A 24,295-nucleotide genomic window follows, 5' to 3' on the forward strand; every position below is an offset into this window, starting at 1 on the left:
ATCGATGACACTCGGCATGGTCCTCGGCGACGCGTTCCTCGTGCCCGCCCACGCAGGAAACCCCTCCCGAGGAGCATGCCGTGTCCCTGGTCCGCTGGACCGAGAGCGAACCCCGTTCCGCCCGCCGGCACTCTGAGAGCCGGCTCCCGCCGCCCCGGCGGCTGATCGTCGCCGACGACCGCGGCCCCGCCGCCACCGCGCACCGCCTCGCCGGCGAGGGCACCGGCCTGCTGTGGCGGGGCGACTGTCACGGCGCCCGCCAGTCGCCGGCCGCACTGTCCCGCCGTATCGACCGCAGGGCACCGGCCCCCGCGCCCTCCGCGGCCGAGACCTTTCACGGCCTGCGCCGCTTCCGCGCCCACCGGGCCCGGGTGCCGGGCACGGGCCGGCCCCACCGTCGTACCGCTCCGGGAGCTGCTGGGCGTGTTGGGCGCCCGCCAGTGGCGCGAGAAGGGCGTCGCCGTCCCGGACCTCGGAGACGCCCGCGTCCACCCCCACTACGGCGTCTTCGTCCCCGTACGCGGCGAGTACGTCGACCTCGTCGCCGGGGCCCCGCTGCCGACAGCCACTACGGCATCCGGCCCGGACGGGCCGCCCGCAGGCGGTGGGGCGTCCGACTCCGGCACCGGCCGGGGAGCGCTGCCCGCAGGCCGCACCGGACGAGGTGGCGGTACCGCCTTCGACCTGGGCGCCGGTACCGGTGTGCTGTCGGCCGTCCTGGCCCGGCGGGGAGTGCGGCGGGTCGTCGCGACCGACCTCGGCCCGAGGGCCCGTGCCCGCGACAACATCACCCGCCTCGGTCTCGCGGACCGGGTCACGGTCACCGGCCTGGAGCCGTACCCGCCCGGCCGGGCGGCGCTGGTCGTCTGCAACCCGCCCTGGCTCCCGGGCCGCCCCGCATCCCCCGTCGACCAGGGCGTGTACGACCCGGGCGGCGCCATGCTGCGGGCCTTCCTGGCGCGCCTGCCCGCGCATCCCGAACCCGGCGGCGAGGGCCGGCTGATCCTCTCCGACCTGGCCGAACACCTGGGCCTGCGCACGCGCGCGGAGCTGCTCGGGGCGATCGGGGGCGCCGGGCTCGAGGTGCCGGGCCGCACGGACACCCGCCCCCGCCACCCGCGCGCCGGCGATCCGCCCGATCCCCTCCACGCGGCCCGCGCGGCCGAGGTGACCTCACTGTGGCGGCTGGCACCCGGGTGAGCCGTGAAGGCCGCCGCTCAGGACCCGAGCCGGGCGAACCGCCCCCGGTGGAAGAGCAGCGGCTCGCCCGGTTCCGCCGCGCCGAGGGCGTCCACCCGGCCCACGACGATGAGGTGGTCGCCCCCGGTGTGCACGGCGTGGACGGTGCAGTCGATCCAGGCGGCGGCACCGGCCAGCCGCGGTGAGCCGGACACCGGCGCCGGGTCGTGGGCCACCCCCGCGAACTTGTCCGCGCCGCTGACCGCGAAGGCCCGGCACAGCGCGTCCTGGCCGGCACTGAGCACGTTGACGCAGAAGACGCCGGCGCGGGCGATGCGCGGCCAGGTGGTGGACGTACGGCCCACCATGAAGCAGACCAGGGGCGGTTGGAGGGAGAGGGAGGCGAAGGACTGGCAGGCGAAACCGGCGGGGCCGTGCTCCCCCTCGGCGGCCGGGGCCGTGATCACGGTGACGCCGCTCGCGAAGTTCCCCAGCACCCGCCGGAACTCGCCCGGGTCCAACGGAGCCCGCTCGTCCTCCCGCACACACCGCAACTCCGGCCGCGGCGACGGCTCCACGGCCCTCGGCCCCAGATACCGTACGGCGGCGGCCGCGGCCCCTGCGTGTCCCATCACGTCGTCCATTGAAGCTGACGGTATGTCAGATGGGAAGTCTGTCGACGGGCCGCCCTGCGCGGGCTTCGTAGACTGCGGCCATGGGGTGGGAAAAGAGACGGGAAAGACCGCGTGACGCGGAGGCGCGCAGGTCCTTGTGGCGGGACCTGGCCGCCGCGATCCCCGTCAACGCGGCGCAGCTGCCGGCGGCCGGGCTGCTGTGGTGGGTCTGGGCCACCGGCCAGGACCAGTACGGCACCGGCTACATCGGCGCCCTGGGGATCCTCTGTCTGCTGGTCTTCGCGCCGCTGCTGCTGCCGGTCCTGGGCCTGCTGCTCTCCGCCGTGCTGACGCTGCCCGCGCTCCTGCTGGCCCGGCCGCTGCTCAGGCGGTTCGGCGGGCCGGAGTGGGTCTGCCGCACGGCCGCGGCGGCGGTCACGGCCGTCGGATGGGCCGTGGTGGTGGCGGCTCTCCTCGGCCGGCCGTTCGCCACCACGGCCTCGGTCCTCACCGCCCTGGGCCTGCTGCCCGCGCTCGGCCTCGCCCGCGTCCGCGCGCGTTCCTGGTCGGTGTGGGGCGTGTGGTGGCGCTCGGCTCTGGCCTGCGCCGGCCTCTTCGTGCTGGCCTTCGGTGGCGCGCTCGCGGCCTCCGCGACCGGCCTGGTCCCGCAGTACGAGCCGCCCGAGCTGACCACCGCCCAGTTCGCCGGAGTCTGGCGCGGCGGGAACGGCGCCGAGCTGCGCCTCACGCCCGACGGCCGCGCCGAGGCCCGCAGACTCCCCACCGAACCCACCGACCAGGACTGGACGGCCCAGGACTACGAGGACTACGTGGTCTGCACGGGCTCCGGCACCTGGGACCCCGACAAGGACGACGCCGACCGCCCCGCCGTCCTCCTGCGCCTCGACGGCGGCTGCGGCCTCGACACCTACTGGTCCGTCAGCGGCACCGAGTCCGCCCCTCAGCTCTTCGTCCTCTTCGGCGACCCGGACGCGGGCACCCTGCGGACCCTGGACCGCGCCGGGGACTGAACCCCGGGCCCCGTCGCCGGCCGATCACCCCGCGACCCACCCCTTCCTCGGCGGCCCGGCGCCCTCACCGCCCGCGGAACTCGGGCGTCGCGCGCTCCGTGAAGGCCCGCAGGCCCTCCTGGGCGTCCTCGGTCGTCATGTTGAGCTCCTGCGCCCAGGCCTCCGCCGCGAACGCGGTGGCGCGGTCGGCGTCCAGGGAGGTGTTCACCAGGTGCTTGGTCAGGGCCAGGGACCGGGTGGGGCCCGCGGCCAGGCGGGCCGCCCACGCGCGGGCCGTCTTCTCCAGCTCGGCGTCGGGGACGACCCTGTTGACCAGGCCCAGACGTTCGGCGTCCGCCGCCGGGAGGGCGTCGCCGAAGAACATCAGCTCCTTCGCCCGCTGCGGGCCCAGCAGGCGGGGCAGGAGGTACGCCCCGCCGGCGTCCGGTACGAGCCCCCGCCGTACGAACACCTCGATGAAACGGGCCGACTCGGCGGCCAGGACCAGGTCGCAGGCGAGCGCCAGATGTGCGCCCAGCCCGGCCGCCGTGCCGTTCACGGCGGCGATCACCGGTTTCTCGCAGTCCAGGACGGCCGCGATCAGGCGTTGGGCGCCCCGGCGCAGCATCCGGGCCACGTCCCCGGTGATCCGGTCACCGCCGGCTCCGCCGCGCAGTTCGGCGCCCGCGCAGAAGCCCCGGCCGGTGCCGGTCAGGACCACCGCCCGGACGTCCGGGTCGGCCGACGCCTGCGCGAGCAGGTCGATCAGCCGGTCCCTCAGGGCCGGAGTGAGGGCGTTGAGGGACCCGGGGCGGTTCAGGGTGAGGTGGACGACCTGCTCGCTCCGCTCGGTCTCCAGCTCGCTCATCGGCACACCACCAGCGCGTCCAGCGCGACCGCGCCCTGCCCCCGCGGCAGCACCATCAACGGGTTGATGTCCAACTCGGCTATGTGCTCCCCGAGTTCCAGGGCCATGCGCTGCACCCGCAGGACCACCTCCACCAACGCCTCCCGGTCGGCCGGCGGGCGGCCCCTGACCCCGTCCAGCAGGGCCCGGCCGCGCAGTTCGGCGAGCATGGCCCGGGCCTGGTCCTCGCCGAACGGGGGGACGCGTACGGCGGCGTCGTGCAGGACCTCGACCAGGACCCCGCCGAGCCCCACCGTCACCGTCGGACCGAACAGGTCGTCGTGCGTGACCCCGACGACCATCTCCACGCCCTGCTCGACCATCTGGCACACCAGGATCCCGTCCAGCGCGACGCCCTCGTAGCGGGCGATGTCCATCAGCTCGCGGTAGGCGTCACGGACCTGGCTGGCGGAGGTCAACCCGATCTTCACCAGGCCCAGTTCGGTCTTGTGGGCGATCTGGGCGCCGGAGGCCTTCATGACCACCGGGTAGCCGACCTGGGCCGCCGCCCGTACGGCCGCCGCCGCGCTGGTCACCAGCTGCTCGCGCGGCACCCGGATGCCGTAGGCGCGCAGCAGCTGCTTGGCCGCGTGCTCGCTGAGCTGCCGGCCGGGGTGCATCAAGGCCTCGGCCTTGCGGAAGGAGGGGGACGGGACGCGCGGGGCCTCGTCGAACGGAGAGCGGTAGTCACCGACGAAGCGGTGGTGGTCCAGCCAGGCGCGGACGGCCGTCAGGCAGTTGCCCACCGTGCGGAAGGTGGCCACGCGGGAGGAGCCGAGCAGGACCTCGCGGTACGCCGCCTCCGTGCCGACCGGCGACCCCCACACCACGCACACCAGCTTGTCCGTCTCCTCGGCCGCCTCGACCAGGTCCGCGACCAGCTTGTCGCTCAGCGGCGGGAACGGGCCGGTGATCGGGCAGATCAGCACCCCGATCGACGGGTCGGCGAGGATCGCGTCGATGATCTTCCGGCCGCGCCGGTCGCCCACCGGGTGCCCGCCGTTGTCCACCGGGTTGGCCACGCTCAGGTACTCCGGTATCCACTGGTGCAGCTCGGCCTGCCTGGCCTCGGACAGGCGGGGGAGACGGAGGCCGGCCGCGGTGGCGAGGTCGGCGGCGTGGGCGCCGGTGCCCCCGGAGATCGAGTACACCGCGACCCCGTCCGCCAGCGGGGCCCGCGCCCGCGCCAGCAGGGCGGCGGTGTCCTGGAGTTCGTCGAGCCCGTCGACGCGTACGACCCCGAACTGGCGCATCGCCGCGTCCACCACGTCGTCGGCGCCGGTCAGCTTGCCGGTGTGGGAGGCGGCCGTACGGGCGCCGGTCTCGGTGCGGCCCACCTTCACCGCGATCACCGGCACCTTGCGGCGGGCGGCGCGGTCGGCGGCCAGCAGGAAGGCGCGGCCGTCCTTCAGGCCCTCCACGTAACAGGCGATGGCGCCGACCTCGGGCTGCTCGGCGAACCAGGAGAGGAAGTCGGCCGTCTCCAGGTCGGCCTCGTTGCCGGTGGGCGCCCAGTGGGAGAGCCGGATGCCCAGCTCCTGGAGGGCGAAGACGGGACGGCCCTGGTGTCCCGACTGGGTGATCAGGGCGATCGCCGGGCCGCTCAGGTCCTCCCGGAAGTGCTCGAAGGCGTTGAGGTTGGTGTTGGGGCCGAGGAGCCGGATCCCCTGGCGGCGTACGGCCTGCGTCAGCCGCTCCTGGGCCGCGGCGCCGGCCTCGCCCGTCTCGGCGAACCCGGAGGCGAAGGCGACCGCGAACCTCACCTTGGCGTCGCCCAGTTCCTCGATCACCGGCAGGGGATCCGCGACCAGCAGCACCGCGAGGTCGACCTGTTCGGGGAGGTCGGCGACCGAGGCGACACAGGGGGTGCCGAAGACGGACGGGCGGGTCGGATGCACCGGGTGCACCCGCGCGCCGACCCGCCCGGCCCAGCCCAGCAGCTGCCGGGTGATCCCGGTGTTCGGCCGCCCCTCCGTGTCCGAGGCGCCGATCACGGCGACCGACTGGGGCCGGAAGAAGCGGGTCAGGTCCGGCACGTCCGTGTACAGCGGCCGCCCGCTGACGTCGAGGTCGTCGACCTGGTCGCGGACGACCGGTCCGGGCCGCTGCTCGCCGCAGGCGATGACCCGGGCCCGGCGGGAGTCGGTGGTGAGGGTGCCGTGGGTTGATCCAAGCATCGGTCCGCCCGCTCCTGTGAGACAGCACAAGTAAACTGACGCACTGTCAGATTACTGAACTGACGCTATGTCAGGAACTGGTCGGCAGCGCAAAGTTACCGACGGGTGCCGAGGTGTCCGGCTGTCGCCTTCGCGATCCTTCCCGCGTCCAGCGCCAGCTCCCGCAGCATCCCGCTGATCGGGTTGGTGAACCCGGTGAAGTACAGGCCGGGCGCCCCGGCGGGCGTGCGGCCGCCGCGCACCACCGGCCTTCCGTTCCCGTCCAGCACCCCGAGATGCCCGACCAGGCCCTCCAGCGCCCGCGTGTACCCGGTGGCCGCGATCACCGCGTCCGGCTCGATGCGACCGCCGTCGGCGAGGACCACCTTGCCGCCCTCGAAGGACTCGACGGCGGCCACGATCTCCACCTCCCCCTTGCGCACGGCGTCGATCAGGCCGACGTCCTGCACCGGGATGGCCCCCTCCCTGACCCTGCTGTACAGCCCGGTGTCCGGGCGGGGCAGGCCCTGGGCGGACAGGTCCGGCACGGCGGCCTTCGCCTGGAGCCGGCACAGCAGGTCCACGAGCCCCACCGGCAGCCGCCGCACCAGGACGCCCGAGTACTGCGCGGGCCAGCCCAGCGTCGTACGGCGCACGAGGTGCGGGACGGTGCGGACGGCCAGCCGCACCCGCGACGCCCCGCCCGCCACCAGGTCCACGGCGATCTCGGCACCGGTGTTGCCGACGCCGACGACCAGGACGTCCCGGCCGGCGTACGGCCCGGCGTCGCGGTAGGCGCCGGCGTGCAGCAGCTCCCCGGCGTACCCCTCGCGGCCCGGCCAGTCGGGCAGGTGCGGGGTGTGGTTGTAGCCGGTGGCGACCACCACCGCGCTGCCGGTCAGCTCGCGCCCGCCGGAGGCGTGCAGCAGCCAGCCGGTGCCGTCCCCGGCCGGCTCGACGCGGGAGACCTCCACGCCGGTGACGATCTCCAGCTCGTGGTGTTCGGCGTACTTCTCCAGGTAGCGCACCACGTCGTCCCGGGAGACCCAACGCCCGTACTTACGGGGGATCTTCAGGCCCGGCAGCGCGGACAGCCGCCGCGTGGTGTGCAGCCGGAGGCGGTCGTAGTGGCCGCGCCAGGAGGCGCCCACGTGGTCGGCCTTCTCCAGCACCACGGCCCGTATGCCCCGTGCCCGCAGCGCGTGAGCGGCGGCCAGACCGCCCGGACCGGCGCCGATGACGTAGACGGGGCGGTCGGCGGGGGTGGACGAGAGCTGCACGGAAGCGGAACGGGAGTCGGCCATGCTCGGGAGCGTAATCACGCACCAGGTTGATGGGTCTCGGTCAAGACCGGAATTGGTTGCGGATTGATCACGCGTGTACGGAAAGCGGGCGCGACCAGTGAAGAAAAGCGCCGCCGGGTCCGGGTGCGCTCGGGCCCGACGGCGCTCGCTCCGCCGGGTCACCGCTGCTCGGCGCGGCGGCCGGTGACCTTGGCGATCCAGGTGACGAAGTCGCCCGCGCTTGACTGCCCTGTGCTTCACCTGTGCTGCCTCTCGTCCGGCGGGCCACTGACCTTGCGCCGGCGAACGTATTTGGGTGCCAACCAAATCGTCAACAATTCCTGTCCGATTCACCGGGGACCCACAGGCGCCGGGCGCCTGCGCGGCCGGTGCACAGCGAGCCGCTGTCGCACCTCTCGGCAGGAAAGCTCATCTGACGTACCGTCAGATCCATGGACTCGATATGGCTCGACGGCGCTCAGTGGCTGGCGGTGCTGCGGATCGGCCTCGGTCTGTGGTGGCTGGAGAGCTGGCGGCACAAGGACAAGAAGGCCTGGTTCGAGCGCGGCAGCGGCATCGCCTGGGCGGCGGACGTGGCGGCGAAGCACCGCTGGACGCCGGTGCGTACGGGATTCGACGCGCTCGTCACACCGCACCCACGGCTCATGGCGTACGTCGTCGCCTACGCAGAACTCTCCCTCGGCCTCGGCCTGGTCCTCGGCTTTCTGACCCCGGTGGCCCTGGTCGGCGGCCTGCTGCTGAACGCGCTCTACTTCGTCCTGATGATCCACGACTGGGCGGAACAGGGCCAGAACTCGATGATGGCGCTCATCTGCGTCGTCGGCTTCTTCGGCATGTCCTGGCAGACGTGGTCGCTGGACGCGTGGCTGGGGTGGTTCCGATGAGCGCGGTGCGCCACGACCTTCCCGAGCCCGACGCCTTCACGCGCTCCTACTGGGAGGCGGCCGCGGCGGGCCGGCTGCTGATCCGCCGCTGCGCGGCCTGCGGCCGGGCCCACCACTACCCCCGCGAGTTCTGCCCGCACTGCTGGAGCGAGGAGGTGACCTGGGAGGAGGCGAGCGGCCGGGCCACCCTCTACACCTGGTCCACGGTGCACCGCAACGACCTCCCACCCTTCGGCGAGCGCACCCCGTACGTGGCCGCGGTGGTCGATCTGGCGGAGGGTCCGCGCATGATGACGCAGGTGGTGGAGTGCGCGGCGGCGCAGCTGCGGGCCGGGCTGCCGCTGCGGGTGACGTTCGCGCAGGGCCTGCCGGTGTTCCGCCCGGAGGGCTGAGCCCGGGCGGAGAACCGGGGTTGCGCCCCGTGGGCCGAGCGGGAGCGAAAACCGGTGTGCCGCCCGGAAGTTCGTCCCGATCATGGGCCGTATGCGACCTGAGAACTGGCATCTCACCGAGGACCTGGACGAGTTCCTCTCCCGCGCCGGCGACTTCCTGCGCTCCCGGCCGGCCCTGCACACCGTGCCGTTGACGGTGGCGGACGCGCTGCGCCGCCGCGGACCGCATTTCTACAGCTCCGAGGCCCCGCTCTACGGCGTCCTGGACGACGGCACCGTCCGCGCGGCCCTGGTCCACACACCGCCGTTCCCCCCGCACGTCACCCGGCTCACCGCACCGGAGGCCGACGCCCTGGCCGCCCGGTTCGCCGGCCTGGACCGCCCGGTGCCTGGGGTCTCCGGCCCGCTGGAGACGGCAGCGGCCTTCGCGGCGGCCTGGCAGCGGCACACCGGCACGGCGGCCACCGTCCGCCTGCGTCAACGGCTCTACCGGCTGGCCGAGTTGACCGTACCGGAGCCGAGGCCGCAGGGGCGGGCGCGGATCGCCGGCCTCACGGACCGCGAACTGCTGCGCCGCTGGAAGACCGAGTTCGACGCGGACACCGGCCACGGCGTCGGCACGGACAGCGCCGCGTGGGCCGACGCCCGGATCGCCGAGGGGGGCCTGACCCTCTGGGAGGCGGCCGACGGCACTCCGGTCTCCCTGGCCGGAGCCACCCCGCAGACCGCCGGCCAGGTCCGCGTCGCCCCGGTCTACACCCCTGTCGCCCTGCGCGGACACGGATATGCGGGCGCGGTCACCGCGGAGGTCAGCCGGGCCGCGCGGGAGAAGGGGGCTGCGGAGATCGTCCTCTTCACCGACCTCGCCAATCCGACGAGCAACGGGCTGTACCAGCGGATCGGGTACCGGCCGGTGGCGGACTTCGCGGTGTACGAGTTCCGGGGCAGGGGGCTCCAGAAACAGAGTGCTCCAGAACCAAGGTGAGGGGTCATACGGCCGGCCTCGTGCCGGGGCGCGTGCGCGCTACGTGCAGGCGGAATTCCGGTTCGGGCGGGTTACGGCGGCGGTGCCGCGGCCCGTCGCTACGGCCACAGCAGCCCCCTGCTCCAGCCGAACTCGGTGCTCCGGTACTCGAGCCGTACGTGCCGTCGGTCCGGGTCGCCCTGGAAGAACTCCACGGTCTCCGGGCGCAGTCGGTAGAGCGTCCAGGTGGGGGACGGTTCCGTCGGGTTCTCGCGGGCCCGTTCCCAGGCGGCTTCCGACGCGCGCCGCAGCTCGTCCAGCGAGGACAGATCCTCGCTCTGGCGGCCGGTGAGGGCCGCCGCCAGCGCGCCCGTCGAGCGGGCGTGCAGATCGGCCTGGCTGTCCTGGGCCGGAGCGGCCGTCACCGGGCCGCGCATCCGCACCTGGCGGCCCAGCACCGGCCAGTAGAAGGCCAGGGCCGCGTACGGGTGGGTGGCGAGGGCGCGGCCCTTGCGGCTGGTGGCGTGGCTCGCGAACGACCAGCCCTCCGCGTCGGCCCCGTGCAGCATCACGATCCGCACGTCGGGCCTGCCCTCCTCGTCGGCCGTCGCGAGGGACATCGTGTGCGGCTCGGGCTGCCCGGCCGCCACCGCCTCCGCGAACCAGTTCGTGAACAGCAGCAGGGGCGTCGGCGGGGCGGTGCCCGGGTCGAAGGCGGGCAGGACCGTCGTCCCCGCGTCCCACACCCGCAGCGACCTCAGCAGCGCCGGCAGATCAATTCCCATGCCCCCATGCTCACACCTGGCCGAGATCCGACGACACCCACCGCTCCGGACGCATGTGGATCACCATCTGTTCCCCGTGGTTCTTCCAGGCGAAGTCCACGTAACCGTCGACCTTCTCGGCCGGCAGATAGCGCGCCGAGATCTCCCGCAGCGCCTCGATCGTCGCCGGAGCCGTCCTCACCACCGGGCCCTCCACCGACACGTACCTGATCGTCGGCTCCAGCCGGTCGATCATCAACGTGAACCGGCCGGCCGCGCTGATCAGGGAGTTCTTACGGGACTCCCGCCCTGTCATGATCCAGACGTCCCCGCCGGGCTCGTACCAGTACCAGATCGGCACGGTCAGCGGCGCCCGCCCCGTTCCCGCGTCCACCGCCAGCGCGGCGACGTGCGGCTCGGCCAGGAACGCCTCTCGCTCTTCGCGGGTCAACGCCATCTCGGCTCCTCCTGCGGCTCCTCCGGGGCCGGCGACAACACCGGCCGGCACGAGCCGTCTTCCCGCTCGGCCACCCGACCGATCAGTTCCGGCCGAGCACCACCGTCCCGGACGAACAGAACCACCCGCCGGTCCCGGACACCACACCCAGGCGCGGCAGGTCCCCGTCGCGTCGGCGCACCTGCCGCTCCCCGGCCTCCCCGCGCAGCTGCCGCACCGCCTCCACCAGCAGGAACAGCCCCCGCATACCCGGATGTTGGGCCGACAGCCCGCCACCGTCGGTGTTCACCGGCAGGTCGCCGCCCCGCACCAGCAGCCGCCCCTTCTCCACGAACGCCCCGCCCTCGCCCTTGGCGCAGAAGCCCAGGTCCTCCAGGGTCACCAGGGTCATGTAGGTGAAGGCGTCGTAGAGCTCCGCGAAGTCCATCTCCGACGGGCCCACCCCGGCCCGCCCGAAGGCCAGCCGGCCGCTCACCGCCGCCGGGGACACCGTGAAGTCCGGCCACTCGGACATCGCCGCGTGCGAGACGTGCTCCCCGGTGCCGAGGACCCAGACGGGGGCCGTACGGCAGTCCCGTACGTACTCCTCGGCCGCCAGCAGGACCGCCGCCCCGCCGTCCGAGCGCAGACAGCAGTGCAGCTTGGTGAAGGGGTCGGCGATCATCGGGCCCGCGAGGACGTCGTCGACCGTGATCGGGGCGCGGAACATCGCCTCCGGGTTCAGCGCCGCGTTGGCCCTGGCCTGGACCGCGATCCCGGCCAACTGCTCGACGGCCGTGCCGTGTTCGATCATGTGGCGGCGGGCCGCCATCGCGTACTTGGCGATCAGGGTGTGGCCGTAGGGGACCTCGAACTGCAGGGGGCCGCGGCTGCCGAAGGAGAGGTCGCCCGTCCTGCGGCCCGCCTTGATGTCCGCACGTGCCGTCGAGCCGTAGACGAGGAGGACGGCGTTCGCATGGCCCGCCGCTATCGCGTCCGCGGCGTGCGCCGCCATCACCTCCCAGGTCGAACCGCCGACCGAGGTGGAATCCACCCAGGTGGGGCGCAGGCCCAGATACTCGGCCACCTCCACCGGGGCCAGTGTGCCGAGGCCCGCCGAAGCGAGGCCGTCGACCCGGGTGCGGTCGAGCCCCGCGTCCGCGAGCGCGCGGCGGGCCGCCTGCGCGTGCAGGGTGTACGGGGTTGCGTCGTCCACGCGCCCGCAGTCGGAGAGGGCCACCCCGACCACGGCTGCCTTCCTGCTCCCAGCCGTCATGAATCTGACGGTACATCAGATGAGGCGACCCGCGGCAGGTGTCGTGACCCTGGGCATCCCCACACCGGCGGCCTAATATGACGCAGCGTCAGATCGGCTCGGGAGGATGAGGGACCCGCCATGGACACGCGCCTGACCGCCGAGCAGGACGAGATCCGCCGCACCTTGCGCGAGCTGCTGCACAAGCGGTGCGGTCCGCCGGAACTGCGGACCGCTGTCGACAGCCCGGCCGGTCACGACCCCCTCCTGTGGTCCGCCCTCGCCGACCAGCTCGGCCTGCCCGGGCTCGCCCTGCCCGAGCGGTACGGCGGCGTCGGCTGCTCGGTCACCGAGCTGGCCCTCGCCTGCGAGGAGACCGGCCGGGCGCTCGCCCCCTCCCCGCTGCTCGCCACCGCCGTGCTCACCGCCCCGCTGGTCCTCGCCCTCGGTACGGAGGCCCAGCGCGCCGCCCTGCTGCCCCGCCTGGCCGCCGGCACCCTCACCGCCGCCCTCGCCGTCCCCGGCCCCGACCTCACCACGGCCCTGGCCCTGACCGCCGACCCGGCGGGCTTCTCCGCCGGCGGTGGCCGGGCCGGCGGGGTCCAGGCCCGGCGCGCCGACGGCGACTGGCTGCTGTACGGGCAGGTCGACCAGGTGCTGGACGGGCACAGTGCCGCGCTGCTGCTCGTCGCCGCGCACACCGGCGGCTTCGCCCGGTCCCGGACCCGTCTGTTCGTGGTGGCGGGGGACGCGCCCGGAGTCGTACGGGCCCGGCAGACCGCGCTCGACGCCACCCGGCCGCAGGCGCGCGTGCAACTGCGTGACGTGCGGGCCGAGTTGCTCGGCGAGGAGGAGGCGGGGGACACGGCGGTGCTGGCCGCCCTCGCGGCCCTCGGGGACGGGGCCGCCGCGGTGCTCGCCTGTGAGGCGGTCGGGGCGGCGGACCGGGTGCTGGAGCGGACGGTGGAGTACGTCGGGCAGCGCGAGCAGTTCGGGCGGCCCGTGGGATCGTTCCAGGCGGTGAAGCACCGGCTGGCGGACGTGTACGTGGCGGTGCAGGCGGCACGGTCGGCGGCGTACCACGGGGCCTGGGCGGCGTCCGCACCCCTCTCGGCTTCGCCTTCGGCGGGAATGCCGGCCGCACCCGCGCGGCTCCCGTCGCCGGGGGCGGGCCGCCCTCGCGGGGCCGCCCCGCGGTCGGCGGCCGACGGCTCCTCCGTCGGCGGCCAGGGCGAACCGGGTGCGGGGCTCGCGCTCGCTCAGGCGCTGGAGGCCCTGCGGGCGGCCGCTGCCGAGGGGATCCAGTTGCACGGGGGGATCGGGTTCACCTGGGAGCACGACGCCCATCTGTACTTCAAGCGCGCCGCCGGGGACGAGCTGCTGTTCGGGCCCGTGCACCGGCTGCGGGACCGCGCCGCCGAGGTCGCCGGTCTCTTCGCGGGCGGAGAGGTGGCCGTCTGATGGCCGGGCCCGGCGTGCGGTTCGTGCAGCGGGTGTCGTCCACCCGGACCTTCGCCAAGGTCGCCCCCCATGTCGTCCCGGCGCTCGACCGGGCCGTGCACCGGCTCACCCGGGGCCGGTACCTGCTCAGCGCCCGGATGCTGCCCGGGGTGATCCTCACCTCCACCGGCGCCCGCAGCGGACGGCCGCGCAGGACGCCGCTGGCCTGCATGCCGGAGGAAGGCGGCAGGAGCTGGCTGCTCGTCGGCTCCAACTTCGGCCGCACCGGGCATCCCGCCTGGACCCACAATCTCCTGGCCCGTCCGGCGGCGTCGATCAGCTGGAAGGGGCGGGACATCCCGGTCACCGCTCGACTGCTGGCGGGGGAGGAGCGGGCCGAGGCCTGGGCGGCACTGCTGGAGTTCTGGCCGCCGTATGCCACCTATCAGGCCCGGGTGACGCGGCAGATCCGCCTGTTCCGGCTCACCGAAACCTCCTGAGGGGCGCGGGGCCGCAGGGATCCGCGGCTCCGCCGCGTGAGCGCGACCAGCCACCACGGACCCGAGGACGACCGACGGCAGAACTAGATCGTGGCGAGCCGCTCCACCAGAAGAAACGCGCCGATCCCCACCATCGCCGCCCCCGACGTCCGCGTGACCGCCCGGGCCGCGGCCGGCCTGGCGGACAGCAGCGCACGCGCCAGCGTGCCGACGGTGAGGTAGACCGCCGCACAGCAGGCCATGTGGAGCAGTCCGAGCGTGGCCGTCTGGACCGGGACGGGCAGGCGGGTACCGCGCAGGGTGAGGAACTGGGGGAGGACGGAGAGGTAGAGCAGCAGGCCCTTGGGGTTCAGGCCGCTGATCGTGGCGCCGCGCAGGAAGAGCCGTGGGCCGTCGTGGACCTCGTCCCCCGCGCCCGGTACCGCCGGCCGGCGCAGCACGCCCCACCCCAGCCACAGCAGGTACCCCGCGCCCACGACCGTCAGGGCCGTCAGCAGCTTCGGCGAGCCCGCCACCAGGACCGCCAGGCCCGCCGTCGCCAGAACCGTGTGCAGGGCGTACCCGCAGACCAGGCCCGCCACCGCGCGCGGCACCGGCCGGCCGCCCAGGGCGGTCGCGATGACGTACGCCCAGTCGGCGCCCGGTACACACACCAGCAGCAGGTCCACGGCGAGGAAGGAGAAGAGCAGTCCCGAGTCCATGCCGGTGACATTAGGCGTGGCTGGCCCGAAAGTGTTCCCGAAGTTTTCCCTTGACCAGGCCCTTTGAGGGAAGATCTGCCTCATGGACGACGTAGATCGGAAGATCCTTGCTGAGCTGCAGCAGGACGGGCGGTTGACCGTGACCGAGCTGGCCGGGCGGGTGCGCCTCAGCGTCTCGCCGTGCCACCGGCGGCTGCGCGAGCTGGAGCGCTCCGGTGCCATCCAGGGCTACCGGGCGCAGGTGGATCCGGCCGCGCTCGGACTGAACTTCGAGGCGCTGGTCTTCGTGTCCATGCGACAGGAGGACCGGGACACGGTCGCCGAGTTCGAGCGGGCGGTCGGCGAGCTGGAGCACGTGCTCGACGCCCAGCGGCTGTTCGGCGAGCCCGACTATCTCCTCCGGGTCGCCACCGCCGACCTCGCGGCCTTCCAGCGGCTGTACGACGAGCGGCTCGCGACCCTGCCGGGTGTGCAGCGGCTGACCTCGACCCTGGTGATGAAGCATGTCGTACGGGACCGTCCGCTGCCCGCATGACACGGCGGGCGGTGGCCCACCGCGCACGAGGCGCGAGTGAACCACCGCCCGCCAGACAGGACTTGGAACCGGAAAAAGGTGTCTTTCGAGGCCGTGTGTTACTTGCTGGGCTTCTTGCCCGTCACGCCCAGGTGTACCAACAACGCAAGATTCGGCTTCAGTTCGGTCTGTTTCACACCCCAGGAAGAGAATCCCTTCTGGTGGGCCGCCACCGCCGCGAGCATCGCGACCAGGGAGCCGGCCACCGCGGCAGGGTTCACGTCCTTGTCGACCCTGCCCTTGGACTGCAATTCGGTGATGGAGTCGGCGAGGGAGTTGTTCACCGAGTTGAGGATCTTCATTCGGATCTTGTAGAACCGTTTGTCCCCCTCGGCCGCGCCGAGGTCGACGACCCTGAGGATCGCGTCGTTCCTGCGCCAGAACTCCAGGAAGCCTTCGACGAGTTCCTGCGCCGTCTGCCATCCCGACTTACCGGCCCAGGACCGACCTTCGAGCAGCTCGGTCAACCCGGCGCCCTCGGTCGCCATTTGCTCGGCGATCTCCAGGACGGCGCCCTCGACGTCCGGGAAGTACTGGTAAAAGGTCGCGGGTGAAGTACCCGCCTTCCGGGCGACATCGATGACCTTGACGTCCCGGTAGGGGGAGGAGCTGAGCATCTCGCTGAGGCAGTCGAGCAGTTTCTGCCGGGTCGCCTGCCCACGCCGGCCGGCCACGCGGCCGTCGACGGTACGCACTTGTCCTGTCATGCCGTCAGCTTACCGAGGGGTGATCGGAGCGCGATTCGGCCGACTGCAAATGGGGTGCACGGGTGCTCTGGGGGTGGTGTGCCTGGTCTGCGGGGTGCGCGCGGCCCGGTTACTTTGACGACATGGCCGAAAACAGGGCATCCGCGAATGAAGAGGCGGAAGAGGCAGAAGAGGTCGTAGAGGGGGAGGTGGTGGAGGCGGAAGAGGTGTACGGGGAGGGCGTGCCCTGCTGGGTGGACGCCCAGCTCGCCGACGTCGAGGCGGGCAAGCGGTTCTACGGCGAGCTCTTCGGGTGGACCTTCGAGGACGCGTACGGCTCCTCGGTGTGGGCCCGGCTGGAGGGGGACCTCGTCGCCTCGCTGGCCCCCAAGATGGACGGCCGTATGCCCACCGTCTGGACGGTGTCCTTCGCCACCCCGGACGCCGAAGCCCTCGGCCGGCGGATCACCGCGGCCGGCGGGCAGGTGGTCATGGCCCCGTTCCCGGTGGGTGACCTCGGGGTCGCCGCGCTCGCCGCCGACTCCGAGGGGGCGGTGTTCGGGCTGTGGCAGCCGGGACGCCACCGCGGCTTCGGCCGGCGGCACGCACCCGGCACGTTCGTCTGGGCCCAGCTGTACACCCGGGACACCGCCGCCGCCAACACCTTCTACGGCGGCCTCTTCCACGACGCCCTCTTCGGCGCCGGCGCCGAGCCCGACTTCGGCCGGGCCGACGTCACCGAGCTCTTCCCGGCCGAGATGCCCCCGCACTTCCTCACCCACTTCCGGGTCGCCGGTCTGGACGACGCCCTCGGCGCCGTACAGCGGCTCGGCGGCCGGGTGCAGGCACCACCCTTTGAGACGTCGTACGGACGAGTGGCCGTCGTCACCGACAATCAAGGGGCGTCGTTCGCACTACTGCAGCGGTGATCCGCCCCCCTTTGGGAGTATTGGGCGTGAGACACCCCGAATGTCACCGGGTTCGCAACCAGCCGCCCGGCCAGGAAGAATCAGGGTGCGTGCCGCCACGGCGGTGCGGTGGTGAGACGCTGCACTTCGGTCGCGTACATATGTGGGTGGCGCGGCTCGTACGGGGAGGTGGCAGGCAAGTGGTGGATCAGCTGACACAGCACGATCCGCGGCGGATCGGGCCGTTCGAGGTGCTGGGCCGGCTGGGCGCCGGCGGCATGGGGCTGGTCTATCTCGCGCGTTCGGCGTCCGGCCGGCGCGTGGCGATCAAGACGGTGCGCACCGAGCTGGCCGAGGACCAGCTGTTCCGGGTCCGCTTCACCCGCGAGGTGGAGGCGGCCCGCGCGGTCTCCGGCTTCTACACGGCGGCCGTGGTCGACGCCGACCCGCGCGCCGCCGTGCCGTGGCTCGCGACCGCGTACGTCCCCGCGCCCTCCCTCGAGGAGATAGTGAACGACTGCGGGCCGCTCCCGGCCCAGGCCGTGCGCTGGCTCGCCGCGGGCGTGGCGGAGGCGCTCCAGTCCATCCACGGCGCGGGGCTGGTCCACCGCGACCTCAAGCCGTCCAACGTGCTCGTGGTCGAGGACGGCCCCCGGGTGATCGACTTCGGTATCGCCTCCGGCGTCTCCAACACCCGTCTGACCATGACGAACGTCGCCGTCGGCACCCCCGCCTACATGTCCCCCGAGCAGGCCAAGGACTCCCGCAGCGTCACCGGCGCCAGTGACGTGTTCTCCCTCGGCTCCATGCTGGTCTTCGCGGCCACCGGGCACCCGCCCTTCCACGGCGCCAACCCGGTCGAGACCGTCTTCATGCTGCTGCGCGAGGGCCCGGACCTCACCGGCCTGCCCGACGAGCTGCGCCCGCTCATCGAGGTCTGCATGCAGATGGAGGCCTCCGCCCGGCCCAGCCCGGCCGACCTCCAGGCCCAGTTGGCGCCGCACCTCTTCGGCTCCGGCACCGACGACAGCGGCACCGCCTCCGCCTGGCTGCCCGAGAAGGCGGTCGCCCTCATCGAGGCCCGCCGCGGCGGCCGTCCCGCCGCCAAGCCCTCCCCGGCCCCGACGGGCGGTCCCCGGAGCGGCGGCCGCGCGGCCGTACCGCCGCCGCCCCCGTACGACCCGCCGGTGCCCGTCGGCGCCCCCACCGGCGCCCCCGACGCCGGCCCGGTCCGGCTGGCCGGCGCGGCGGTGCCCATCGGCCCCGGCCCGCGCGTCGCCGACGCCCGCGCCGCCGCCGTCAAGGCGCCCTCGCCGGAGGCCGGCCTGGTCGCCAGCTGGTCCCGCCCGCGCCCCGGTGTCGCCGGCGCCGACCCCGCCGTACCGCCGGTGCCGGCCCAGCCCCCGGAGACGGCGAGCGGCTGGCGGCCCTGGCGGTTCCGCATGTCCAACGAGGTCTGGGGCACGCCGGCCGTCGACGGCGACCTGGTCTACGTCACCTCCTTCGAGGTGCACGCCCTGGACGTGGCCACCGGCCGGCGCCGTTTCAAGACGCGTGACGTCGCCTGGTCCATGGCGGTCGCGGACGGCCGTGTGTACGCCTCCGACGGACCGACCCTGTTCGCCCTGGACGCCCGCGAGGGCACCGACCTGTGGCGGCTGTCCACGGACGCCTGGGTGTACTCCCTGAAGGCCGACCACGGCACGGTCGTCACCGGCACCCGCGGCGGCGGCGTCCAGGCCTGGGAGGCGTCGAACGGGCAGAAGCTGTGGGAGATCGCCGGCTGCCAGACCGACTTCGAGTCCCCCGAGGCCGGGCCCCTCGTCCACGACGGCACGGTCTACGTCTGGCAGGACGCCCGGCTGCGCGCCCTGGAGGCCCGCACCGGTGAGGAGCGCTGGTCGTACCCGGTCGGGGACGCGGCCTCCTGCGGCGGCGTGCCCGTCCGCCTCGCGCCGGCCCCCGACGGCTACGTCTACATCTCCGCCGGCACCCGCGTCCTCGCCGTCGAGGCGGCGAGCGGCATGGTCCGCTGGCACTTCGAGGCACCGGCGGTCTTCCTGTGCCCGCCGACCTTCGCCCCGGGCCCGGCGGTGACGGGCGGCGGAATCTACCTCGCCGACTACCTGGGCACGGTCTACGCCCTGGACGCCGCCGACGGCCGCGACCGCTGGCGCATCGCCACCGAGGCCCGATCCTCCATCGAGCCGGTCCTCGTGGCGGCCGGCCACGTCCACGTCGGCAGCGGCAAGGGCCTGTACACCCTGGACGCGGTCACCGGAACCCCCAAGTGGCGCTTCCAGGCGGGTGGCGACGTCGTCGGCGCCCCGGCCGTGGCGGAGGGCCGCATCCACTTCGGCTCCACCGACCATCTCCTCTACACCCTGAAGTCCGACGACGGCCGCCTGCGCTGGAAGCTGGCGACCGGCGGCGAGATCACCGGGTCCCCGGTCGTCAAGGACGGTGTGGTGTACGCGTGCAGCAAGGACCGGTGTGTGTACGCACTGGACGCCGAGAAGGGGACGGGAACGGCCCGCACGGCATGAGGGAGTGCGACGGCCGTCGTACCGGTGAGTGTCACGGAAGGGCTCCAGACGGCGGCCGTCCCAGGGCTGACGCTACCCCCGGCGCCGGACACCCGCCACGCAGGTGACCCGGCCGGACGCACCCCGGGACGGCCGCCGCACGGACTACGAGACGCAGGCCGACGGATCAGCGCCGGTGCTCGCCCCGGTGATCGTGGTCACCGCGGCGGTGGTCGCCACCGCGGTAACCGCCGTCCCGGTCATGCCGACGGTCGCCGTCACGCCAGTGGTAGCCGTGGCGCCGGTGGTCGTCACGACGCCAGTGGTCGCCGTCACGCCAGTGGTCGCCGTCACGACGGTGGTCGTGACGCCATCCGTCCCTGCCGTGCCACCTGTCGTCGTCGCGCCGGTGGTCTCCCCGGAAGTGGCCGCCCGGCCACGGCGAGCCGTGCCGCTCGCCGCTGATGTTCACCGCCTCGTGCGGGCGGCCAGGGTAGTGGTCGGCTGCCGCAGCCGGCAGTGCTGCGACGCCCACGACTGCGGCGGCCACCCCAACGGTGGCGATCACCCGACGGACACAAGCAACTACGGACACGAGGTCCCCCTTCGCAAGGGTGTGGGGGTGCGACCGGTCGGCCGCACCCGCACACCCTGCAACCCGGCGCCCCGGCTCGAGGAATGACACACGAAGGGCATTACGGATCAAAGAGATAGCTGTGACACTCGGATGTATCAACCATGTATGTGGTGAAAGTGGAGATTTCGTGGACTATCGGGCGATGAGCGACCCCGTCCACACCCGAAAGTGAGTAACAGGCCCTACGCCGATCGGGGGACCGGTGGCACGTCCTAGCGCAACCGGAAGCCCCCACGCCGCCCCGCGAACAGCTCCGCCTGCCGCGCGGCCGGGAGGTTGCCCAGCGCGATGAGGGCCGGCGCCTGCGCGAAGGCCTGGGTGCACGCCGCCTCCCTGGCCGCCCAGAGGGCCCGCACCGTCCCCTGGACACCCTCGGGCGGGTACTCGGCGATGACGGAGGCGCAGCGCACGGCGGCCGCCAGCGCCCCGCCCGCCTCCGTGACTTCGGAGACGAGCCCGATCTCGTGGGCCCGCCGGGCGGAGAGACGCTCGGCGGTGCCCATGAGGGCCATCCGCGCCACCTCCCCGTACGGCATCCGCGCGGCCATCAGCATGGACTCGTAGGCGCTGACCATGCCGTACGTGGTGTGCGGATCGAAGAACTCGGCGGTCGGGTCGGCTACAACGAACTCGCACTCGCCCAGCAGGTAGAAGGCGCCCCCGCAGGCCATCCCGCGCACGGCGGCCACGACGGGCTTCCACAGACCGTTCGCCTTGGGCCCGATAGTCAGCAGCGGGTCGTCCTGCATGTACGGCGACGAGGGCTGCGGTACGACGACGTCCCGGTCGATCCCGGTACAGAACGCCCGCTCCCCGCTGCCGGTGAGCACGACGGCCCGCACGGTGTCGTCGAACCGCAACTCCCGCCAGGCGCCGGACAGTTCGCGGACCATGTCCATGTCGATGGCGTTGAGCCGGTGCGGCCGGTCCAGGGTGACGACGGCGACCCCGCCGCCCTTGTCGGCCTCGACCCGTACCGTGCTCACCCGAGCACCCACTGCGGCAGCCCCCCGTCGCCGAAGACGACGTGCACCCGGGCGCCGACCCTGAGGCGCTGCGGATCGAGGGAGCCGAGGGGCGCGCCGGCGTGGCTGACCACATGGCCGACCAGCCGGATCCGCGGGTAGTCCTCCAGCTCCACCACGACCACGTTGTACGGCGCCTGTTCGGCGTACTCGGGCAGCAGCGGCGGATGCGGCACCACGTACGACCAGATCCGCCCCCGCCCGTTGGTGAGCCGCCACTCCTGCGAGAAGGACTGGCAGTGCGGGCAGCAGGGGCGGGGCGGGAAGCGGAGTTCGTGGCAGTCGCCGCAGGCCTGGACGCGCAGTTCACCGCGGGCCGCGTACTCCCAGAAGGGCGCGCCGTCGGTGTCGGTGACGGGAGTCAGCATGGTCGGCTCCTCAGTTGCGCAGCAGCAGGGCGGAGGTGGGCACGCCCTCGCCGGCCGTGACCAGGCAGGTGGCGGCGCCGGGCACCTGGGCGGTGCTGGTCCCGCGCAGCTGCTTCACCCCTTCGTTGATGAGGTTGAAGCCGTGGACGTAGGCCTCGGACAGCCCGCCCCCGCCGGTGTTGAGGGGCAGCCGTCCCCCGATCTCCAGGGCCCCGCCCTCGGTGAAGGCGCCCCCTTCCCCTCGGCCGCAGAAGCCGTAGCCCTCCAGTGAGAGCGGGATGAGCGGGGTGAACGCGTCGTAGATCTGCGCCACGTCCACGTCGTCCGGGGTGAGGTCGGCGTGCTTCCACAGATGCCGGGCGGCGGTCCAGGCGGGACCCGTGAGGGGGTCGTCGTTCCAGTAGTTGACCATGCCGTGGTGCTGGGCGGGCAGCCCCTGGGCGGCGGAGTGGACGTACACGGGCTTGGTGCGGCAGTCCCGGGCACGCTCCTTGGACACCAGGACGCAGGCGAGGGCGCCGTCCGTCTCCAGACAGTTGTCGAAGAGGCACAGCGGCTCGCTGATCCAGCGCGAGGTCATGTACATCTCGCGGGTCAGCGGCCGTTCGTACATCACGGCGGCGGGGTTCTGGTTCGCGCGGTTGCGGCAGGCGAGGGCGACGTTGAAGAGGTGATCCCGGGTCGCGCCGTACTCGTGCATGTACCGCCGCGCCAGCATGGCTATCTCGTCGGCGGGCCGGAGCAGCCCGAAGGGCCGGGTCCACTGGGCGGGCGTGGGCAGTTGGACGGCGGTATTGGCCCATGGCCGAGCCCCGCTGCCCCGCTTCCGCGACCGCCAGGCGACCCCGACGCCGGCCTGCCCGGAGGCGATGGCGGCGGCGAGGTGCGCGACGGTGGCACAGGAACCACCGCCGCCGTACGGGGCTTTGCTGAAGAAGGTGAGATCCCCGAACCCGACGGCCTTGGCGAGCTCGACCTCGTCGGTCTCCTCCATCGTGTAGGAGGCGAGGCCGTCGACCTCGCCGGGCGCGATCCCCGCGTCGTCGAGCGCGGCGAGCACGGCCCGGCAGGCAAGCGTCTTCTCGTCCTCCGGAAGGTGCTTGGCGAACGCGGTCTGCCCGATCCCGACGATGGCGGTGGCGTCCTTGAGCCCGGTTACTGCCATGGCGTCCCCCCTCAACCTGCGTCCTGACAGGGCGTCAGGTTACAGCTAATCTGACGGTCAGTCAGCTATGCGGTGCAGGGGGCCTGTGATGAGCGACTGGGACACCATCCCTGATCTGGTCCGGTGGTCGGCCGAGCGGTACGCGGAGACGGAGGCGGTGGTCGAGGGCCGTACCAGGATCACGTACGCCGAACTGGGCGCCCGCGTCGAGCGCGCGGCTGCGGCCTGCCTGGCCGGCGGGGTGCGGGCGGGCGACCGGGTTGCGGTCTGGGCCCCCAACTCCCTGGACTGGATCGTGTCGGCCCTGGGCGCGGTGACGGCGGGCGCGGTCCTCGTCCCGCTCAACACTCGCTTCAAGGGCACGGAAGCGGCGGACGTACTGCGCCGCAGCGGCACCCGCCTGCTCTTCGTGACGGGCACCTTCCTGGGCGCGTCGTACGTGGCGTCCCTGCGCCGGGCGGCGGGCGAGGGCGTACCGGACGCCGGCGGGGGCCCGCTGCCGGGCCTGCCGGAACTGCGGGAAGTGGTGGTCCTGTCGGAGGACGCGCCGGCGGACTTCCGCACGTGGAAGGACTTCCTGGCGGCGGGGGAGGGGGTGGGCGCGGCGGAAGTGCGCGCACGAGCAGCCAAGTTGGAGGGCGACTCCGTCTCGGACATCATCTACACCTCGGGTACGACGGGCCGCCCCAAGGGTGCGGTGATCACGCACACCCAGACCCTGCGGGCGTACGAGATCTGGTCGGACCTGGCGGGACTGCGCTCAGGCGACCGCTACCTGATCATCAACCCCTTCTTCCACACCTTCGGCTACAAGGCCGGGGTGATCGCCTGCCTGATGCGCGGGGCGACGGTGATCCCGCAGCCGGTGTTCAACGTGGAGACGGCACTGGCGAACATCGCGGCGGAGCGCATCTCGGTGCTGCCCGGCCCACCCACCCTCCTGCAGTCATTGCTGGACCACCCGTCCCGGGAGGCCTACGACCTGTCGGCGCTGCGCCTGATGGTGACGGGAGCGGCGGTCGTGCCACTCCGTCTGGTGGAACGCCTGCGCGCCGAACTGGGCGTGGCCACGGTCCTCACGGCGTACGGCCTCTCGGAGGCGAGCGGCATCGTCACGATGTGCCGGCGCGGCGACGCCCCGTCGGTGATCGCATCGACCTCCGGCCGGGTGATCCCCGGTACGGAGGTGAAGACGGTCGACGCGACGGGCGCACCCGTGGATGCGGGCACACCGGGAGAGGTCCTGGTCCGCGGCTTCAACGTGATGCGCGGGTACTACCAGGACGCCGAGGCCACCTCCGAGGCGATCTCCCCGGACGGCTGGCTGCACACGGGCGACGTCGGTGTCCTGGACGAGGCGGGCAACCTGCGCATCACGGACCGCATCAAGGACATGTTCATCGTCGGCGGCTTCAACGCGTACCCGGCGGAGATAGAGCAACTGCTGGGCGTCCACCCGGACGTGCGCGAGGTGGCGGTGATCGGCGTACCGGACCCCCGCCTCGGCGAGGTGGCCAAGGCGTTCGTGGTCCGCCGACCGGGCGCGCTCCTCACCTCCGACGACCTGATCGCCTGGGGCCGCCGCGAGATGGCGAACTACAAGGTGCCGAGGGCGGTCGAGTTCGTGCCGGAACTCCCGCGGAACGCAAGCGGCAAGGTGGTGAAGGGGGTTCTGCGGGGGAGGGGGTGAGGCGGGGGGATGCGGGGAGAGGTGGGGAGAGGCTGGGAGGCCGGCCCGGCGTTGATCGGTTGCCGTGGGGGCCGCCCGCTTCTCGGCGATTGTCGTGCCTCCGCGAGGTGAGTCAAGGGCGCTGCGTTCCGCTGCGCTCCACTCCGCGTCGGCTCCGCCGATGACCCTCCGGGCCACCCTTGACACACCTCACCCCAGCACGGGGAAGAAG

At 73.3% G+C, this 24,295-nt stretch carries 23 protein-coding genes and 1 pseudogene; 12 read left to right on the forward strand and 12 right to left on the reverse strand.

Translation table 11 applies throughout. The annotated features are described in order from the left end of the window. Positions 1-80: 80 nt before the first annotated feature. Positions 81-1,200, forward strand: a pseudogene (locus tag AB0L59_RS21780) (methyltransferase). A 17-nt stretch (positions 1,201-1,217) separates the two neighbouring features. Here AB0L59_RS21780 and AB0L59_RS21785 read toward each other — a convergent pair. Further along, positions 1,218-1,823, reverse strand: coding sequence for a flavin reductase family protein (locus AB0L59_RS21785; protein WP_365586078.1), 606 nt, complete (start codon positions 1,821-1,823; stop codon positions 1,218-1,220). Positions 1,824-1,894: 71 nt separating this feature from the next. Here AB0L59_RS21785 and AB0L59_RS21790 point away from each other — a divergent pair, with 71 nt between their 5' ends. Beyond that, entirely contained in the window at positions 1,895-2,824 is a 930-nt protein-coding gene (locus AB0L59_RS21790; protein WP_365586080.1) for a hypothetical protein, read from the forward strand. A 64-nt stretch (positions 2,825-2,888) separates the two neighbouring features. Here AB0L59_RS21790 and AB0L59_RS21795 read toward each other — a convergent pair whose 3' ends face one another. From AB0L59_RS21795 to AB0L59_RS21805, 3 genes are all read right to left on the reverse strand, one after another. After that, on the reverse strand, positions 2,889-3,671 hold the full coding sequence (locus AB0L59_RS21795; RefSeq protein WP_365586082.1) for an enoyl-CoA hydratase-related protein: 783 nt from the start codon (positions 3,669-3,671) through the stop codon (positions 2,889-2,891). After that, positions 3,668-5,887, reverse strand: coding sequence for an acetate--CoA ligase family protein (locus AB0L59_RS21800; protein ID WP_365586085.1), 2,220 nt, complete (start codon positions 5,885-5,887; stop codon positions 3,668-3,670). Before AB0L59_RS21800 ends, AB0L59_RS21795 begins: the two co-directional genes overlap by 4 nt. Positions 5,888-5,982: 95 nt before the next feature. Continuing rightward, positions 5,983-7,170 (reverse strand): NAD(P)/FAD-dependent oxidoreductase, encoded by a 1,188-nt coding sequence (locus AB0L59_RS21805; protein WP_365586086.1) that lies wholly within the window; start codon positions 7,168-7,170, stop codon positions 5,983-5,985. Positions 7,171-7,601: 431 nt separating this feature from the next. Between AB0L59_RS21805 and AB0L59_RS21810 the strand changes: the two genes are divergently transcribed. The 3 genes from AB0L59_RS21810 to AB0L59_RS21820 all read left to right on the forward strand — a co-directional run bounded on the left by AB0L59_RS21810 (position 7,602) and on the right by AB0L59_RS21820 (position 9,431). Next, positions 7,602-8,054: a DoxX family membrane protein gene (locus AB0L59_RS21810; protein WP_365586088.1), complete on the forward strand. Its 453-nt coding sequence runs from the start codon at positions 7,602-7,604 to the stop codon at positions 8,052-8,054. Beyond that, positions 8,051-8,446 (forward strand): Zn-ribbon domain-containing OB-fold protein, encoded by a 396-nt coding sequence (locus AB0L59_RS21815; RefSeq protein ID WP_365586089.1) that lies wholly within the window; start codon positions 8,051-8,053, stop codon positions 8,444-8,446. The genes AB0L59_RS21810 and AB0L59_RS21815 overlap by 4 nt, the downstream gene beginning before the upstream one ends. 91 nt (positions 8,447-8,537) lie before the next feature. Further along, positions 8,538-9,431: a GNAT family N-acetyltransferase gene (locus tag AB0L59_RS21820; protein ID WP_365586091.1), complete on the forward strand. Its 894-nt coding sequence runs from the start codon at positions 8,538-8,540 to the stop codon at positions 9,429-9,431. Positions 9,432-9,529: 98 nt separating this feature from the next. Here the strand turns inward: AB0L59_RS21820 and AB0L59_RS21825 are convergent, their stop codons facing one another. The 3 genes from AB0L59_RS21825 to AB0L59_RS21835 form a co-directional block, all read right to left on the reverse strand. Continuing rightward, complete coding sequence (locus AB0L59_RS21825) at positions 9,530-10,195, reverse strand: pyridoxal 5'-phosphate synthase (RefSeq protein WP_365586093.1); 666 nt, start codon at positions 10,193-10,195, stop codon at positions 9,530-9,532. A gap of 10 nt (positions 10,196-10,205) precedes the next feature. Next, entirely contained in the window at positions 10,206-10,631 is a 426-nt protein-coding gene (locus tag AB0L59_RS21830) for a pyridoxamine 5'-phosphate oxidase family protein (RefSeq protein WP_365586096.1), read from the reverse strand. 82 nt (positions 10,632-10,713) lie between these two features. Continuing rightward, entirely contained in the window at positions 10,714-11,886 is a 1,173-nt protein-coding gene (locus AB0L59_RS21835) for an acetyl-CoA acetyltransferase (RefSeq protein ID WP_365586098.1), read from the reverse strand. A 120-nt stretch (positions 11,887-12,006) separates the two neighbouring features. On the opposite strand from AB0L59_RS21835, the gene AB0L59_RS21840 reads away from it, so the two are divergent. Together AB0L59_RS21840 and AB0L59_RS21845 are read left to right on the forward strand one after the other, a co-directional pair. Further along, on the forward strand, positions 12,007-13,326 hold the full coding sequence (locus AB0L59_RS21840; RefSeq protein WP_365586099.1) for an acyl-CoA dehydrogenase family protein: 1,320 nt from the start codon (positions 12,007-12,009) through the stop codon (positions 13,324-13,326). Next, positions 13,326-13,805 (forward strand): nitroreductase family deazaflavin-dependent oxidoreductase, encoded by a 480-nt coding sequence (locus tag AB0L59_RS21845; protein WP_365586102.1) that lies wholly within the window; start codon positions 13,326-13,328, stop codon positions 13,803-13,805. The genes AB0L59_RS21840 and AB0L59_RS21845 overlap by 1 nt, the downstream gene beginning before the upstream one ends. A gap of 83 nt (positions 13,806-13,888) precedes the next feature. Here the strand turns inward: AB0L59_RS21845 and AB0L59_RS21850 are convergent, their stop codons facing one another. Continuing rightward, positions 13,889-14,506: a LysE family translocator gene (locus AB0L59_RS21850; protein WP_365586104.1), complete on the reverse strand. Its 618-nt coding sequence runs from the start codon at positions 14,504-14,506 to the stop codon at positions 13,889-13,891. A gap of 82 nt (positions 14,507-14,588) precedes the next feature. Here AB0L59_RS21850 and AB0L59_RS21855 point away from each other — a divergent pair, with 82 nt between their 5' ends. After that, on the forward strand, positions 14,589-15,041 hold the full coding sequence (locus AB0L59_RS21855; RefSeq protein ID WP_365586106.1) for an Lrp/AsnC family transcriptional regulator: 453 nt from the start codon (positions 14,589-14,591) through the stop codon (positions 15,039-15,041). Between the two features lie 98 nt (positions 15,042-15,139). On the opposite strand, the gene AB0L59_RS21860 is transcribed toward AB0L59_RS21855, so the two are convergent. After that, positions 15,140-15,775 carry a TetR family transcriptional regulator gene (locus AB0L59_RS21860; protein ID WP_365586298.1) on the reverse strand — a complete coding sequence of 212 codons (636 nt, stop codon included), beginning with the start codon at positions 15,773-15,775 and terminating at the stop codon, positions 15,140-15,142. A gap of 245 nt (positions 15,776-16,020) precedes the next feature. Between AB0L59_RS21860 and AB0L59_RS21865 the strand changes: the two genes are divergently transcribed. The 3 genes from AB0L59_RS21865 (at position 16,021) to AB0L59_RS21875 (ending at position 19,881) form a co-directional block, all read left to right on the forward strand. Further along, positions 16,021-16,695: a VOC family protein gene (locus AB0L59_RS21865; RefSeq protein ID WP_365586301.1), complete on the forward strand. Its 675-nt coding sequence runs from the start codon at positions 16,021-16,023 to the stop codon at positions 16,693-16,695. A 179-nt stretch (positions 16,696-16,874) separates the two neighbouring features. Continuing rightward, positions 16,875-19,220, forward strand: coding sequence for a PQQ-binding-like beta-propeller repeat protein (locus AB0L59_RS21870; RefSeq protein ID WP_365586108.1), 2,346 nt, complete (start codon positions 16,875-16,877; stop codon positions 19,218-19,220). Between the two features lie 175 nt (positions 19,221-19,395). Beyond that, positions 19,396-19,881 carry a hypothetical protein gene (locus AB0L59_RS21875; protein WP_365586110.1) on the forward strand — a complete coding sequence of 162 codons (486 nt, stop codon included), beginning with the start codon at positions 19,396-19,398 and terminating at the stop codon, positions 19,879-19,881. A gap of 167 nt (positions 19,882-20,048) precedes the next feature. Here AB0L59_RS21875 and AB0L59_RS21880 read toward each other — a convergent pair whose 3' ends face one another. Genes AB0L59_RS21880 through AB0L59_RS21890 form a run of 3 tightly spaced genes read right to left on the reverse strand, consistent with a single transcriptional unit; the run spans position 20,049 to position 22,394 of the window. Next, positions 20,049-20,822 carry an enoyl-CoA hydratase/isomerase family protein gene (locus AB0L59_RS21880; protein WP_365586113.1) on the reverse strand — a complete coding sequence of 258 codons (774 nt, stop codon included), beginning with the start codon at positions 20,820-20,822 and terminating at the stop codon, positions 20,049-20,051. Then, the gene (locus AB0L59_RS21885; protein ID WP_365586115.1) at positions 20,819-21,229 is read right to left on the reverse strand and encodes an OB-fold domain-containing protein; all 411 of its coding nucleotides are present in this window, start codon (positions 21,227-21,229) and stop codon (positions 20,819-20,821) included. Before AB0L59_RS21885 ends, AB0L59_RS21880 begins: the two co-directional genes overlap by 4 nt. A 10-nt stretch (positions 21,230-21,239) precedes the next feature. Beyond that, positions 21,240-22,394 carry a lipid-transfer protein gene (locus tag AB0L59_RS21890; protein WP_365586118.1) on the reverse strand — a complete coding sequence of 385 codons (1,155 nt, stop codon included), beginning with the start codon at positions 22,392-22,394 and terminating at the stop codon, positions 21,240-21,242. 88 nt (positions 22,395-22,482) lie between these two features. On the opposite strand from AB0L59_RS21890, the gene AB0L59_RS21895 reads away from it, so the two are divergent. Beyond that, the gene (locus tag AB0L59_RS21895; RefSeq protein WP_365586120.1) at positions 22,483-24,084 is read left to right on the forward strand and encodes a FadD3 family acyl-CoA ligase; all 1,602 of its coding nucleotides are present in this window, start codon (positions 22,483-22,485) and stop codon (positions 24,082-24,084) included. Positions 24,085-24,295 lie beyond the last annotated feature (211 nt).

The organism is Streptomyces sp. NPDC052109, assembly GCF_040680195.1.
Classification (GTDB): Bacteria; Actinomycetota; Actinomycetes; order Streptomycetales; family Streptomycetaceae; genus Streptomyces.